We start from the raw sequence: 13,735 nt of genomic DNA on the forward strand, positions 1-13,735 counted from the left end.
GGTCTGCGGGCTGAACTTCACCGAACGCTCAGCGGCGTCCGCACGCACCGCGGCGAAGAAGTCCCGCGGCAGCCCGACAAACCTCACCGCCGAGATCCACCCAGATCCGCACAGCGGTACCGGCCTCGGCACCGTACGGCGCTCGAACGACACCCCACCGAGCAGTCCCGTCGGGCGTGTGCCAGGACGCGGTCGCCTCGGTCCTCTCCACCAGCGCTTCGCTGCTGGAGGCTCCACTCATCGAAGGCGCGTCCTGCACGAGCACCGCCTCCACCTGGGTCCGGCTCCTCTGCTCGACCTCGACGCGCGACTCGTGCGTCGCGTAGATCTCCGAGCCGATCGCACCTGCCACCGGGACGGCGAACAGTGTCACCACGACCCCCAGCGCGAGCACCGCGCCCTCAAGGCGATCGCCGTACGTGGCGAGCGGATTGCGTCCGGGAAACACCCTCCGGACGAGTCGGGGCATCGGGTTCGCGGTCATGGTCCACCTCCAGAATCAAGGATTCCGGGTGGAAGCTGTGGGCCCCAGGGACCTTGGTCTCGTCACCGATGAGCCCCTGGTCTCGCTGTGATGCTCGCCGAGGAAGGAGTTCGGGCGGAACCTGCTGGAGCGCGTCGGGTGCCGGCTGCACCGCTGGTACCGCGACTGCTCCTCAACGGCCTCCGTTGCCGGGCGAGTCTTGCTGCGGCCCAGGGCTTCTTCTCCGACGTTCAGACGAGCTTGGCTGCGTGATCCGGCACTTCCCGCTGCAACGCACGTGCCGTGCGCTGATAGCCGCTCGACGGTGGCCGCGCGGGCAGCTTGATCTTCGGTGCGGTGACCTCGTGGTAGTCGATCGTGCTGAGCAGGTGGGCGATCATGTTGATCCGCGCCCGGCGCTTGTCGTCGCCCTCCACCACGTACCAAGGTGATTCGGCGATGTCGGTGTGCACCATCATCTCGTCCTTGGCGCGCGAGTAGTCCTCCCAGTGCGTCAACGACTCGAGGTCCATCGGGGACAGCTTCCACTGCTTGAGCGGGTCGTCGAGCCGCTTGCGGAACCGGCGTTCCTGCTCGGCGTCACTGACCGAGAACCAGTACTTGCGCAGCAGGACGCCGTCTTCGACGAGCATCCGCTCGAACAGCGGGCACTGCCGGAGGAACAACCGGTGCTCCTCCGGCGTGCAGTAGCCCATCACGCGTTCGACGCCCGCGCGGTTGTACCAGCTGCGGTCCAGCAGCACGATCTCGCCCGCCGCCGGCAGATGTGCCACATAACGCTGGAAGTACCACTGGGTGCGCTCGCGTTCGCTGGGCGCGGGCAGGGCCACGATCCGGGCGACGCGGGGATTGAGGTGCTCGGTGATGCGTTTGATCGCCGAGCCCTTGCCCGCGGCGTCGCGGCCCTCGAACGCCACCACCAGCCGGGCGCCGGTGGCCTTCACCCACTCCTGCAGCTTCACCAGCTCGGTCTGCAACCGCAGCAGCTCCTGCTCGTAGACCTCGCGCCCCAGCTTGGCCATCAGCTGCCTTTCCCGTGGCGCTGCCGCCACTTCTCCAGCTCCACGGCGACGTAGGCCGCCGCACTCAGCATGAATACCACCAGCCACGGCTGCCACCCGAGCGGAGCGGTGTGGAACAGCGTGTTCATGAACGGTCCGTAGGTCAGCAACAACTGCAGCCCCACCGTCAGCGCCACGCCCACCCACAGCCACCGGTTCGGGCCGGTGCCCGGCCGCCACTTCTCCAGCGACCGGCAGTTGACCAGGTACGCGATCTGGGCGCCGACGAACACGTTCACGGCGACCGTGCGCGCGACCTCCAGCGTGGCGCCCGAGGCGAGCTGCCAGCGAAACGCGCCGAACGAGCACGCGAGCAGGATCGCGGAGACGAACACGATGCGGCCGACGACCTGCCGGGTCAGCAACGGCAACGACGGCGGCAACGGCGGTCTGTTCATCACATCCGCTTCGCGCGGTTCGAAGGCCAGCGTGAGCCCCAGTGCGACCGCGGTGGTCATGTTGATCCACAGGATCTGCACCGGCAGGATCGGCAGCGCCGCTCCGAGCAGGATCGCCGTGAGGATCACCAGGCCCTCGGCCATGTTGGTGGGCAGCGTCCAGATGATGAACTTGCGCAGGTTGTCGAAGACCGCGCGGCCTTCCTCCACGGCGGCGCGGATCGACGAGAAGTTGTCGTCGGTCAGCACCATGTCCGCGGCCTGCTTGGCCACCTCGGTGCCGCCCTTGCCCATCGCCACACCGATGTCCGCGCGCCGCAACGCCGGAGCGTCGTTCACGCCGTCGCCGGTCATCGCGACGACCTCGCCGCCTGCCTGGAACTCCTTGACCAGCCGCAGTTTCTCCTCGGGCGCGACGCGGGCGTGGACGGAGGAGATGCCGAACTCCGCCGCGATCGTGCGGGCGGTGGCCGGGTGGTCTCCAGTGATCATCTTGACCTCGATGCCGGCGGCCTGGCAGGCGTGCACGGCCTCGATGGCCTCGGGGCGGGCGGGGTCGCTCATGGCGACGACGCCGAGGAGCTCCACGTTGCCCCGCAGGCCTTCCTCGGACAGCTCCGCACCGGCCACACGTCCGATCGCCAGCACACGCAGTCCGGCCTGGGCCAGTTCCTCGGCTTCGGCGCAGTGGTCGAGCCCGGCGAGGGCGAGCACGCGTTCGACCGCGCCCTTGACGTACACGACGTCGTTCGCGTGCCGCGTCGCCATGAACAGCCGTTCCGAGCTGAACGGCAGCGTGTCCACTCGTTCCGGCACGTCGTCGTGGGAGAGCCCGGCTTTGCGCGCGGCCACGACAAGCGCGGCCTCGGTCGGATCCCCGACGGGCAGCCAGCGCTCGCCGTCTTGAACGATGCGCGCGTCGTTGCACGCCAGACCGGCCAGCAGGCACTCGCGCAACGCCGGAGTCGCCGTGGGTGTGACGGTTCCGCTCGGGGCGTAGCCGATGCCCGACAGCTCGAACCGCCTGTCCCCCACGATCACCGTTCCGACGGTCATCGCGTTGGCGGTGAGGGTTCCGGTCTTGTCGGTGCAGATGACCGTGGTGCTGCCCAGGGTCTCGACAGCGGGCAATCGCCGGATGATCGCGTTGCGCCGGGCCATCCGGGCCACCCCGATCGCCAGCGTCACGGTGACGGCGGCGGGCAGGCCCTCCGGGATCGCGCCGACCGCGAGAGCCACAGCCGCGGTGACCATCTCGGCGAGCGGCTCGCCGCGCAGCACGCCGACCACGACGCTGACCGCCGCGAGCCCGAGGATCACCACAGTCAGGATCTGGCTGAACCGCGCGAGCTTGCGCGTGAGCGGCGTCTCCACGGTCGCAGTCGTGCTCACCAACCGGTGCACCCGGCCGATCTCGGTGTCCGTGCCGGTGGCGACCACGACACCACGCCCGCCGCCCGCGGTCACGAGCGTGCCGGAGTAGGCCATGTTGGTGCGGTCGGCCAGCGCGGTGTCCGAGGGCAACGCCACCGGACTCTTCGCCACCGGCAGAGACTCACCGGTCAGCGCCGACTCGTCGACGCGCAGCTCCTTCGTGGTGACCAGCCGGAGATCAGCGCCGACCTGGTCGCCCGCCTCCAGCACGACCAGATCGCCCGGGACGAGCTCGGCGGACGGGACCCGTGCGGTGAGACCGTCGCGCACGACGGTCACCTCGGTGCGCACCATCGCCGTCAAGGCGTCCAGTGCGTGTTCGGCACGCGCCTCCTGGATGAACCCGATGACGGCGTTGACCACGACGACGCCGAACACCACGGAGGCGTCCACGATCTCGCCCAGGGCCGCGGTGATGCCCGCGGCCACCAGCAGGACGTAGATGAGCGGGTGGTGCAGCTGTCCGAGCAGCCGCACCACCCAGCTCTGCCCGCGCTGGGCGGGCAGCTCGTTCGGCCCGAGCGCGGCCAGCCGGTCCCGCCACTGGGCGGTGGACAGACCGGTGACCTCGTCGCTCTCCGCGATCAGGACGACCTCGGCCACCGGCAGTCCGTGGTGGACGACGTCCTCGCGGTCAGCCGTGCTCAGCGGCATGGCCCACTCGCAGGTGCGGGTCGTCGTGGCTGATGGCCCGCAGCACGTCGAGCCGGGTGACCATGCCGATGACCTGGCCGTCGTCGAGCACCGGCACGCACAGCACCTCGTAGCGGGTCATCGCCTCGAAGAGCGTCGCCACGTCGAACTCCGGCCCGACCGTCAGCGCCGGCTGCGACATGACCTGCTCGACCTTGGGCGAGTCGCCCCCACCGCGGCAACCGGCTTTGGTCACCACGGCGAGGAAGACGTTCCCGTCGACGACGGGCAGCATCGTCAGGCCGAAGTCGTCCATCAGCCCCTCGGCGTGGCGGGCGAAGTCGCGCGGTCCGACGGTGACGAGTGGTCGGATCATCGCGTCGGCGGCCTTCATCGCGTGCTCTCCGCGAGCTCGCGGTCGTTCACCGGGATGACGACGATCGGCGCGTGCGCGTGGCGCACCACGTGCATGCTCGTCGAACCCAGGACGATCTGACGGATCCGGTGTCCGGTGTGCGAGGCGACGACCAGCATGGCGGCGCCCTCCGAAGCCTTCTCGAGCGTCTCGGCGGCGTCGCCGCGCACGCTCTCGCGGACGATCTCGGGCAGCTCCTGCCGTCGCGCACCGGCGGCCTGCAACGCCTTCTCGATCAGCTCCCCCGACTCCGTCCTGGCGCGTTGTTCGGTGGTCTCGGTCCAGTCGGAGAGCGCCTCGAAGGTCCAGGCATGAACGACGTGCACCGGGCAGCCGCGCACGACGGCCTCGTCCAGGGCCCACTCCAGCGCTCGGTCCGACGCGGGCGTCCCGTCGATGCCCACCACGATCGGCTTGGTGCTCATGGCTGTCTCCCTCGGTTTCGGAGTTTCTCGTCAGGGGGTGCGCAAGCGGCGCAGGAACGGATCGGTGTGCTCGGCCTGGGCAACGCGCACTCGCGCGTCCACGACCACGCACCCCGTGTCCGTCAGCACCAACGGGTTGATGTCGAGCTCGACGACCTCCGGCAATGCGCCGGCCAGTTCGGCCACCCGCAAAAGCACTTCCCGCACGGCCTGTTCGTCTGCCCCCGCGAGCACGTGGCCCGCCGTGCGGAAGCCGTGCAGGAGGTCGTCGGCGTCCGCTGTGGACAGTGGTGCGAGTGCGGCCGCGCGGTCGTCGAGCAGGTCGGTGTCCACGCCGCCGAGTCCGGTGACGACGAGCGGTCCGAACTTCTCGTCGGTGACGACACCGACCAGCAGCTCGCGGCCGCCTTTGGCCATCGGTTGCACGAACACACCGCGCAGCCGGTCGCCGAAGCGTTCCTGGAACGCGCGGAATGCCTCCGCCACCCCGCCCGCGTCGGTGACGCCGAGTTCCACGCCGCCTCCCTCGCTCTTGTGCAGCAGGTCGTCGGCGACGGCCTTGAGCGCAACCGGGACGTGGTAGGCCTGCTGGGCGGCCACCGCGTGCTCCGCGGTCGTCGCGAGCGTTCCGCCCAGCACCGGAAGTCCGAACGCGGTCAGCAGCGACACGACCTCGTCCGGCGGCAGCCAGCCCTGGCCCTGGGCGACGATCGCCTTCGCCGCGTCGAGGTCGATCCGGCCCAGGCGGGCGAACTCCCTCGGCCGGGCCAGCCAGTCCGCGCGTTCCGCCAGCCGTGCCAGTGCCGCGGCGGCGCGAGCGGGCTCGGCGTAGCAGGGCACTTCGCCCGCGAGCCGTTCGGTTTGGCCGGTGCGTGCCGCGAGCACTGGTTTGCCGGCGATGTCGTGCACGCCGCCGGTGGGGTCGCCGAGTGCGGTCGGCACCGTCACGGTGATCACGGCGTCGACAGCGGGGTCCGCGCCGATGACGTCGAGGCAGCGGGCGAAGGTCGCCTCGTCGACGACCGCGGTGGTGTCCACGGGGTTGTGCACGCTGGCCGTCCGCGGGACCAGCTGTGCCAACGCCGTGCGGGTCTCGTCGCCGAGTGTGGCCATGTGCAGGCCTTGGCGGACACAGGCATCCGCGGCCAGCACACCAAGTCCGCCGGCGTTGCTCAGCACGGCGACCGACCGTCCACTCGGGAGCGGTTGCCAGCTCAGCGCCATCACGGTGTCGGTCAGTTCCGGCACGCTGTCGACCGCGATCACGCCCGCCTGGCGGAACAAGGCGTCCCTGGTGACCGACGAGGTGGCGGTGGACGCGGTGTGCGAGGCGGCGGCGCGCTGGCCGGCCTCGCTGGTGGCCGCGCGGATCGCGAGCACCGGCTTGCTCGCGGCGACCCGGCGGGCGATGCGGGCGAACTTGCGCGGGTTGCCGAAGGACTCCAGGTAGAGCGCGATGATCGCCGTCTCACGATCCTGTTCCCACCACATCAGCAGGTCGTTGCCGCTGATGTCGAGCTTGTCGCCGGTGGAGACCAGGTTCGACAGGCCGAGGCCGAGGCGGCGCAGCTCTTCCCGCACACCGATCGCGATGCCGCCGGACTGGGTGACCAACCCGATGCGTCCAGCGAGCGGGCCGTGATCGGCGAACGTCGCGTTCATCCGCACACCCGGCGAACTCGTCGACACACCAAGACAGTTCGGTCCGACGAGCCGCATGCCGTGCGCTCGAACCGGCTTCAGCAGTTCCTCCGCGTTCACGCCGGACGAGATGACGACCAGCGCGCGAACACCGCGGCGGCCGCACTCTTCGGCGACGGCGGGCACAGCCTTCGCCGGTACGCACAACACCGCCAGTTCGGGTGCCTCCGGCAGCTCGCCGACCGAGCTGCAGCAGTCGACACCGGCCACCGACTTCGCGTGCGGGTTCACCGCGTACAGGTCACCGGTGAAGTTGCCGTCGACCAGGTTGTGCAGTACCGCGTGCCCGACCGAACCTGGCGATCGCCCGGCGCCGACCACCGCGATCGAGGCGGGTCGCAGCACGTGGGTCAGGCTCGCGACGTCGGCACGCGACTCCCGGGCGCTCGTCGCGTCGAGGTAGGCCTCGCCGGGCTCGAGCACGAGTTCGATGTAGATCACCTCGCCGTCGGGCACGATCCCCGTGACGAGGCCCATGTCGGTGAACGCCCGAAGCATGCGGCCGTTGATCGTGAGGACTTCGGCGGTGAAGCGGCGCACACCCCGGCTCCGCGCGAGCGACGCGAGGTGCTCCAGCAGCAGGGTGCCGACACCGTGGGCCTGCTCGGCGTGCGACACGACCAGCGCGACCTCCGCGAAGTCCGTCTCGCGCACCACCACGTAGCTCGCGGCACCCAGCAGCCGGCCTTCGCGGTACGCGCCGAGCACCACGTGCCGGGGCGGGTCGGGCGAGACCATCCGCTCGACGAAGTCCTCCAGCTGTCGTGGCGACGTGCTGAAGAACCTGAGGTACCGGTCCTCGATCGGCAGGCCGCGGTGCAGTTCGAGCAGGGCCGACACGTCGTCGGGGCCCAGCTCGCGCACAGTCACGACCGTGCCGTCCGTCAGCAACGCCGCCGCGTTCACAGCAGCGGTCCAGGCGTCAGCGACGCGGCCGCAGCGGCGAGCGCGTGTTCCTTCTCGACCTTCGGCTCCCGGATCACGACGACCGGGCACGCGGCATGGTGCACGCAGTAGGAGCTGACCGAGCCGAGGATGACCTCGACCACCGTGTTGTGCCCGCGGCTGCCGACCACGAGCAGCTCCGCGTCCTCCGACGCCTTGGTGAGCGCGTCCCCGGGGTCGCCCTCGACCAGGATCGGGCGGATCTCCACGCCCTCGAACCCGCGCACCGCACCGTCGAGTGCCTTCTGCGCCATGTCTTTCATCACCTGCGGGGACATCGCGATCAGGATCTCGGCAGGCACCGGGCCGATCATTCCGCCGTAGTCCGGGTGCCATGCCGTGATCACGTCGACCGGGCACCCGCGCCGCCGAGCATCCTCCACGGCCCACCGCAACGCCGCCTGGGCGGCCGGTGATCCATCAATGCCGACCACCACGGGCCGGGACTCGTTCTCGCTCATGTGCTTCAGCCTCGCGGTCCGCGCCGCGGCAGGTGAGTGCCCGCGGTCCCGCGCCGTTCGGGACCTTCGTCCCCGGCCTACCAGGCCATGCCCAGCCCGACGGCGGCGACGACCGGCACGAGCCGTGCCGCGAGCTGGCACGCGAACCGCGGCCCACCGGCCACCGTGGCCAGGACGAGCTTCACGGCCGTGTTCGTGGCCAGCGCCGCACCACCCGCCAGCACAGCTGTGTGCACCGGGATCGACTGCGGCGCAAGGGAAGCCGCTGCATTCGCCGCTGCGTGCGCGTCAGCCAGCCCGCCCAGTGCTCCGGCGGCCACCACTCCCCCGCCACCGAGCCTGCCCGCCGCCACACGGGTGCCGACGAGGAACAGGACCAGGATCGCGGCCAGCGTGCCACACCAGCCACGCCACCTCGACCAGCAGCACGACCGCGCCTGCTCCAATCGCTGACAGGAGTCTCAACGCGACCGGCGGACTCGCGATCGCGGTCACCTCGGCCGTGACGAGGTGGGTGTCCGGATCGGGGAACACCAGCCAGTCTCCTGTTCTCGCCTACATGGCGTCCTCCGTTCCGTTGGATCGAGGGTTCGCCTCGCGTGTGCGCGTCAGCAGTGCGGATGGGCTCACCCGGCTCGTGACGTTCGTCCCTGCCAGCGGTTACGCCCGAGCCGGACGCTGGATCCGAGCGATGGGAGCAGCAATGAGGACACCTGTGATCCTGGTCGGCGTAGACGGTTCGAAGGAATCGCGCGCGGCGCTGCGGTGGGCGATGGAGGAAGCGTCACACCGGGGCGCCAGAGTGGAGGCGATGCTGGCCTACCACCAGGAACCGGTGATCGTGCCGGCCGTGCCGGTAGGCCTCAATCCGCACGGCGAGATGCCGCGACGACACCCCGCGCGCGAGCTCCACGACACCGTGCAGCAGGTACGCGCCACGATGCTGCACGCCCCAGACGTCTCCGAGTGCGTCGTCGTCGGGGACGCAGCCGACCACCTGACCGACGCCTCGAAACACGCCGAGCTGCTGGTGATCGGCACACGCGGACGTGGAGCTGTCCGCGAATTCCTCTCGCACGGAGTCGCCGCGGCCTGTCTGCGCAATGCCGAGTGCCCTGTCGTGGTCATTCCTCCTGCGTCCACGAGGTAGCAGGGATCGGACAAGAACCGGCCTCGGGCTGCGGTTCGCCGCCTGGACGGTTGATTCCAAGGCGTTGGCTCTGACGACACCCCAACCGGCCGTCGCCTGCGCCGCGTGGCGCGGCCGGTAGCAGGAAGTGCTGGGTGATCTTGGGTTGGTGGTGAGCCTTTTGATCCTGTCTGTGCCGGTCAGCGGCATCCGGTTCCTACTCGGGCCGCACGATCGCCAGCGGGCACGGCGCGTTGTAGACGAGCGCCTGACTCGTCGAGCCGAGCAACATGCCGGCGAACCCGCCGTGCCCGTGGCTGCCCACCACCACGAGCTGAGCCTCAGCCCCATACCGGATCAACGCCCGCACAGGGCGATCCCGCACGACCACCGGCTGCACCTGCACGTCCGGGTACTTCTCCTGCCACCCGGCGAGCCGCTGCGCCAGCAACCGGCGCTCGTCGGCCTCCACCTGCTCCCAGTCCACCGAGAACCGGGACGCGGTGTAGGCGCTCTCCACCATGAAGTCCTGCCAGCACATCAGCACGGTCAGCGGTGCCGAGCGCATCGACGCCGTCTCGAAGGCGAACGCCAGCGCGGCCTCGCTCGTCGGAGACCCGTCGACGCCGACGACCACCGGGCCGTTGGCGACAGCGGTGCCGCGAACGACGACGACCGGGCTCTTCCCGTGCGCTGCCAACGCAAGCGCGGTCGAGCCGACGATCATGCCGGTCACCGTGCCCAGGCCCTGGGAGCCGACCGCGACCAGCCGTGCGGTCTTCGACTCCTCGATCAGGAGCGTGGTGGAGCCGCAGCACACGATCTCGGTCGTCACCTCGACGTCCGGTGCGGCCGCCCGCGCGGCGGCGGTGGCCTCGTCCAGCTTGTCGCGGCCGAGCTGCTCGATCGCCTGGCGGATCTCGTTGCCGGTGAGGATGATCGCGGGGTAGCCGCGGGTCGGCAGCACGTAGGCGTGCACGAGCCGGAGCGCCACGTTGTGCCGGGCGCACTCCAGTGCGGCCCAGGTGACGGCGGACAGCGCCGAGGCGGAGCCGTCGACACCGACCACGATCGGAGCGGATGGGGCCTTCATCGTTGTCCTCCAGTCAGAACACGGGCGCGGAGCACTCCCGGCACCGCGTCGGCGAGTGCGAGCAGGACCCGTTCGGTGTCTTCATCTGTGGTCGAGGCGCCGATCACGGCTTCGCCGTCGTGGACGGTGACCGTCCACTTGCGACCGCCGCCGTACATGTCGAGCACGCGCTGGACTTCCGCGGTCACCGTCGTGTCGGCTCGCGCGAGCACGCGAACGAGATCGCGGCGGGTGACGACCCCGATGACCGTGGAGCCGTCGACGATCGGGACGCACCGCCTGCGGTCGTCGATCATCACGCGGGCGAGCATCTCGGCGGGTGCCGCGGCGTCCATCGCGACGACGGGCGTGGTCATCACGTCGGCGACCACGGCTCCGCCCTCGTCGAGGTACCGGCCGCGCACCAGGTCGGCCTCGGTCACGATGCCGATGAGCCGCTTGTCGTCATCGACGACGGGAAGCGCGGTGAACCCGTGCGAGACCATCAGCGCGGCCGCGCCCTTGAGCGGTACGGCCGGCGTCACGGTGATCACCGGGCTGGTCATGATGTCGCGAGCACGCATAGCGGAACTCCCTTCCTGGTTCGACGCTGGGAATCGGAACGCGCGGCGGAGGCAGTGGCAGGTCCCGTGCCGGCCGGGCCCAGGGCAGCGACGATCGCCAGCGCCTGCGGGAAACCGGCGAGCTCGTGCCGTTCGATCAGACCTGCCCGCCACTCGCGCCGGTGCACCAGGTGCACCACCGGCCGGACCGCCACTCCCGCGCTTCGACCGGCCAGCACCGCGGCCTGCAGCGCCGCGCCTCCTCGGACGTGGTCGGGGCGGCGGTCGCCGGTGGTGATCACGACGAGTTCGTGGTCGTTCAGGGCGCGCAGCTCGGTTCCCGCCCAGTGGTTCGCCCATCCGAACTTGTGAGCGTCACCCGCACCGGACGCGTCGGCGAGGCGGATCGCCCGGTGCAGGTCGAGGTCCTGTGGATCCGGTGGCTGGCGGCGGTCCGCACGGACCACGGCGAGCACGTCGGGGCTGGCCTGGTCGGTCGGGAACACCACGTGCACGTGCCACCCGGCGTGCCGGATCGCGAGCACGACGTGTTCCAGCGCGGCACCGCAGGAGAGCAGCCGGTCGAAGCCGAGCGGGTCGTGCTCGGACCGTTGCCCTGCTTCGAAGAGGTAGACCGACCGGCCGTGCAGCTCCAGCGTCCACGGGCGGTCCGCGCTGTACACGGGCGCCTTGGCGACCGCGTCGACGATTTCGGAGGCCTCTGCTGGGTTCCATCGCATGCCTTGACGATTCCGCCGCACCCCGTCTCGCGGACAGGGCGGACCTGCTCACCCCGGACGGGCACTTCGACTCTCCGCACGGCCGGATCGACCGGACGACCCTGGGACCCGGAGGCGATGACGATGACCTGGTACTACGGCACCCCGATGGGCTGGGGCGGATTCTCGATGATGGCGCTGACCATGCTGGTGTTCTGGGGCGGTCTGATCGCGTTGGCCGTCGTGCTGCCGCGCCACCCGACGCGCACCAGCTCCGCGACCCGCATACTGGAGGACCGGCTGGCCAAGGGCGACATCGACACCGAGGAGTTCGAGCGAGTCCGCAGGACCCTGGATTCCAGGTGACAGGGTCTTTGGTCCCTGTGTACCGCTGCTCGGCTGAGAGATCGTGATCTCGGAACGATCGAGAGAGGTGGTTGCGGTGGTGTCGCGAGTCTTCCTGGTGGACGACCACGAAGTCGTCCGGGTCGGGATCAGGGAGCTGCTCAGTGCCTCCCCCGACCTGGAGGTCGTCGGCGAGGCGGCCTCGGTCACCGAGGCGCTCACGATGGTCCCGGCGACCAACCCCGACGTGGCCGTGCTCGACGTGCGGCTGCCCGACGGCAACGGCATCGAGCTGTGCCGTGAGCTGCGCTCGCGCATGCCCGAGCTCAATGTCCTGATGCTCACCTCGTTCACCGACGACGAGGCACTGTTCGACGCCATCATGGCCGGCGCGTCCGGGTTCGTGCTCAAGCGCATCCTGGGCACCGACCTCGCGACGGCCGTGAAGACCGTCGCAGCAGGACAGTCCCTTCTGGACGCCCGCTCCACCGCCGCGCTGCTCAACCGCATCCGCCGCGAACGCGAGCAGGGCGACCCGGTCCGCGCGCTCACCGAGCAGGAACGGACCGTGTTCGACCACATCGGTGACGGCCTGACGAACCGGCAGATCGCGGAGAAGATGTTCCTCGCGGAGAAGACCGTGAAGAACTACGTCTCGCACCTGCTCGCGAAGCTCGGCCTCGAACGCCGCACCCAGGCCGCCGTGCTCGCCTCCCAGCTGCGCAAGCCCACCCACGACAACGAGACCGGCTGACGCTCAGTCCAGCGGGACCCGCCACGTCACCCGCGTGCCACCGCCTGGCTCTTCTCCGACGGTGAGTGCGCCGTTCAGCTCGGCCGCGCGCTGTTCAAGGTTGCGCAGGCCGCTGCGAGCGACGTCCGGCGGCATGCCCAGCCCGTTGTCGACCATCGTGATGATGAGTGCGTCGCCTGCCTCGACGGTGAGCGTCAGCTCGGTGGCGCGTGCGTGGCGCAACGCATTGCTCACCGTCTCGCGCACCACTGCTTCGGCGTGCTCGCCGATGTAGTCGGGCACCAGGCTGTCGATGGTGCCGGACATGCGGATCACCGGGCTCAGTTCGGCGTCCTCGGTGATCTCCGCGACGATGTTGAGCAGCCTGCGCCGCAGGCCGGTGTCACCGGAGTCCGCCTGCAGGTCGAAGATCGAGGTGCGGATCTCCAGCACGGTCTGGTCGAGCTGGCTGACCGCCTTGGTCACCCGCCTGCGCGCCTCCGGGTGGGTCACCCAGGTCAGCGCACCCTGCAGGCTCATGCCGGTCGCGAACAGGCGCTGGATCACGTGGTCGTGCAGGTCACGGGCGATGCGGTCCCGGTCCTCCAGCACGTCGACCAGCCGCTTGGCGTTCTGGTTCTCGGCGAACTCGGTCGCGACAACGGACTGGTCGGCGAACGACGCCAGCAGCGGCATCAGATCCGCCCCGAACGCAGCCGCGTCCTTGTCCCGGAAGGCGATCAGCACGCCGGTCACCGTGGTGCCGGCGCGCAGTGGCAGCACCACCGCGGCGCCGGTCTGGGAGGGGAGGTCGCCGAGCTGGCCGTCCACTTCCTCGATCAGCGCCGGTGCGCCGGTGTCCAGCACCTGAGCGAGCACCGGGGCGTCAACGGCGAAGCTGTCGGGGGCAGTTTCGTTTCCGGCATGCGCCGCCTTGCGGAGTTCCTTCCCATCTCGCAGCAGCACCACCGCCCACGACGCTGACGCCAGCTCCACGGCGCGCTGGACGATCAGCCGCAACGCGTCCTCGGCGGTCGCGCCGGCCAGGAGCTGGGCGTTGATCTCCGCGGTCGCCTCCAGCCACCGTTCACGCATCCGCGAGCGTTCGAACAGCCGGGCGTTCTCCACCGCGACACCGGCCGCCGCGGCCAACGCCTCCAGCACCACCTCGTCGTCCGCGGTGAACTCGCCGCCACCGAGCTTCTCGGTCATGTAGA

General features: G+C 70.3%; 15 protein-coding genes. 3 read left to right on the forward strand and 12 right to left on the reverse strand.

Features of this window, described 5'->3' with window-relative positions; translation table 11 throughout:
• Positions 1–28: 28 nt before the first annotated feature.
• The 8 genes from ABZX92_RS42030 to ABZX92_RS42065 all read right to left on the reverse strand — a co-directional run bounded on the left by ABZX92_RS42030 (position 29) and on the right by ABZX92_RS42065 (position 8,403).
• Positions 29–484, reverse strand: coding sequence for a hypothetical protein (locus ABZX92_RS42030; protein ID WP_355571122.1), 456 nt, complete (start codon positions 482–484; stop codon positions 29–31).
• A gap of 230 nt (positions 485–714) precedes the next feature.
• Entirely contained in the window at positions 715–1,506 is a 792-nt protein-coding gene (gene ppk2, locus ABZX92_RS42035) for a polyphosphate kinase 2 (RefSeq protein ID WP_355571124.1), read from the reverse strand.
• Complete coding sequence (locus tag ABZX92_RS42040; RefSeq protein ID WP_355571126.1) at positions 1,506–4,031, reverse strand: HAD-IC family P-type ATPase; 2,526 nt, start codon at positions 4,029–4,031, stop codon at positions 1,506–1,508. The genes ppk2 and ABZX92_RS42040 overlap by 1 nt, the downstream gene beginning before the upstream one ends.
• A complete protein-coding gene (locus ABZX92_RS42045) occupies positions 4,012–4,404 on the reverse strand; it encodes a CBS domain-containing protein (protein WP_355571128.1) in 393 nt (130 codons plus the stop codon). Before ABZX92_RS42045 ends, ABZX92_RS42040 begins: the two co-directional genes overlap by 20 nt.
• On the reverse strand, positions 4,401–4,850 hold the full coding sequence (locus tag ABZX92_RS42050; protein ID WP_355571130.1) for a universal stress protein: 450 nt from the start codon (positions 4,848–4,850) through the stop codon (positions 4,401–4,403). Before ABZX92_RS42050 ends, ABZX92_RS42045 begins: the two co-directional genes overlap by 4 nt.
• Before the next feature lie 30 nt (positions 4,851–4,880).
• Positions 4,881–7,457: a GNAT family N-acetyltransferase gene (locus ABZX92_RS42055; RefSeq protein ID WP_355571132.1), complete on the reverse strand. Its 2,577-nt coding sequence runs from the start codon at positions 7,455–7,457 to the stop codon at positions 4,881–4,883.
• Positions 7,454–7,957, reverse strand: a complete 504-nt coding sequence (locus tag ABZX92_RS42060; protein WP_355571134.1) for a universal stress protein — start codon at positions 7,955–7,957, stop codon at positions 7,454–7,456. Before ABZX92_RS42060 ends, ABZX92_RS42055 begins: the two co-directional genes overlap by 4 nt.
• 77 nt (positions 7,958–8,034) lie before the next feature.
• Complete coding sequence (locus ABZX92_RS42065) at positions 8,035–8,403, reverse strand: DUF4010 domain-containing protein (protein ID WP_355571136.1); 369 nt, start codon at positions 8,401–8,403, stop codon at positions 8,035–8,037.
• Positions 8,404–8,660: 257 nt separating this feature from the next.
• Between ABZX92_RS42065 and ABZX92_RS42070 the strand changes: the two genes are divergently transcribed.
• Positions 8,661–9,107 carry a universal stress protein gene (locus ABZX92_RS42070; RefSeq protein ID WP_355571138.1) on the forward strand — a complete coding sequence of 149 codons (447 nt, stop codon included), beginning with the start codon at positions 8,661–8,663 and terminating at the stop codon, positions 9,105–9,107.
• 196 nt (positions 9,108–9,303) lie between these two features.
• Here ABZX92_RS42070 and ABZX92_RS42075 read toward each other — a convergent pair whose 3' ends face one another.
• From ABZX92_RS42075 to ABZX92_RS42085, 3 genes are read right to left on the reverse strand one after another with little or no spacing between them, the layout of a single operon-like run.
• Positions 9,304–10,179: a universal stress protein gene (locus ABZX92_RS42075; protein ID WP_355571140.1), complete on the reverse strand. Its 876-nt coding sequence runs from the start codon at positions 10,177–10,179 to the stop codon at positions 9,304–9,306.
• The gene (locus ABZX92_RS42080) at positions 10,176–10,742 is read right to left on the reverse strand and encodes a CBS domain-containing protein (protein WP_355571142.1); all 567 of its coding nucleotides are present in this window, start codon (positions 10,740–10,742) and stop codon (positions 10,176–10,178) included. The genes ABZX92_RS42075 and ABZX92_RS42080 overlap by 4 nt, the downstream gene beginning before the upstream one ends.
• Positions 10,721–11,461 carry a hypothetical protein gene (locus ABZX92_RS42085; RefSeq protein ID WP_355571144.1) on the reverse strand — a complete coding sequence of 247 codons (741 nt, stop codon included), beginning with the start codon at positions 11,459–11,461 and terminating at the stop codon, positions 10,721–10,723. Before ABZX92_RS42085 ends, ABZX92_RS42080 begins: the two co-directional genes overlap by 22 nt.
• A 117-nt stretch (positions 11,462–11,578) precedes the next feature.
• Here ABZX92_RS42085 and ABZX92_RS42090 point away from each other — a divergent pair, with 117 nt between their 5' ends.
• On the forward strand, positions 11,579–11,806 hold the full coding sequence (locus ABZX92_RS42090) for a hypothetical protein (RefSeq protein ID WP_355571146.1): 228 nt from the start codon (positions 11,579–11,581) through the stop codon (positions 11,804–11,806).
• A 76-nt stretch (positions 11,807–11,882) separates the two neighbouring features.
• The gene (locus ABZX92_RS42095; RefSeq protein ID WP_355571148.1) at positions 11,883–12,539 is read left to right on the forward strand and encodes a response regulator transcription factor; all 657 of its coding nucleotides are present in this window, start codon (positions 11,883–11,885) and stop codon (positions 12,537–12,539) included.
• A gap of 3 nt (positions 12,540–12,542) precedes the next feature.
• Here the strand turns inward: ABZX92_RS42095 and ABZX92_RS42100 are convergent.
• Positions 12,543–13,735 (reverse strand): GAF domain-containing protein (locus ABZX92_RS42100; RefSeq protein WP_355571150.1); only part of this gene is annotated, 1,193 nt, incomplete at its 5' end.

The organism is Lentzea sp. NPDC006480 (assembly GCF_040611995.1).
Classification (GTDB): Bacteria; Actinomycetota; Actinomycetes; order Mycobacteriales; family Pseudonocardiaceae; genus Lentzea.

Bases quoted from the DNA above. Each gene is read 5' to 3' on its own strand.
- ABZX92_RS42030 (WP_355571122.1), bottom strand. From the start codon at position 484: ATGACCGCGAACCCGATGCCCCGACTCGTCCGGAGGGTGTTTCCCGGA.
- ppk2 (WP_355571124.1), bottom strand. From the start codon at position 1,506: ATGGCCAAGCTGGGGCGCGAGGTCTACGAGCAGGAGCTGCTGCGGTTG.
- ABZX92_RS42040 (WP_355571126.1), bottom strand. From the start codon at position 4,031: ATGCCGCTGAGCACGGCTGACCGCGAGGACGTCGTCCACCACGGACTG.
- ABZX92_RS42045 (WP_355571128.1), bottom strand. From the start codon at position 4,404: ATGAAGGCCGCCGACGCGATGATCCGACCACTCGTCACCGTCGGACCG.
- ABZX92_RS42050 (WP_355571130.1), bottom strand. From the start codon at position 4,850: ATGAGCACCAAGCCGATCGTGGTGGGCATCGACGGGACGCCCGCGTCG.
- ABZX92_RS42060 (WP_355571134.1), bottom strand. From the start codon at position 7,957: ATGAGCGAGAACGAGTCCCGGCCCGTGGTGGTCGGCATTGATGGATCA.
- ABZX92_RS42070 (WP_355571138.1), top strand. From the start codon at position 8,661: ATGAGGACACCTGTGATCCTGGTCGGCGTAGACGGTTCGAAGGAATCG.
- ABZX92_RS42075 (WP_355571140.1), bottom strand. From the start codon at position 10,179: ATGAAGGCCCCATCCGCTCCGATCGTGGTCGGTGTCGACGGCTCCGCC.
- ABZX92_RS42080 (WP_355571142.1), bottom strand. From the start codon at position 10,742: ATGCGTGCTCGCGACATCATGACCAGCCCGGTGATCACCGTGACGCCG.
- ABZX92_RS42085 (WP_355571144.1), bottom strand. From the start codon at position 11,461: ATGCGATGGAACCCAGCAGAGGCCTCCGAAATCGTCGACGCGGTCGCC.
- ABZX92_RS42090 (WP_355571146.1), top strand. From the start codon at position 11,579: ATGACGATGACCTGGTACTACGGCACCCCGATGGGCTGGGGCGGATTC.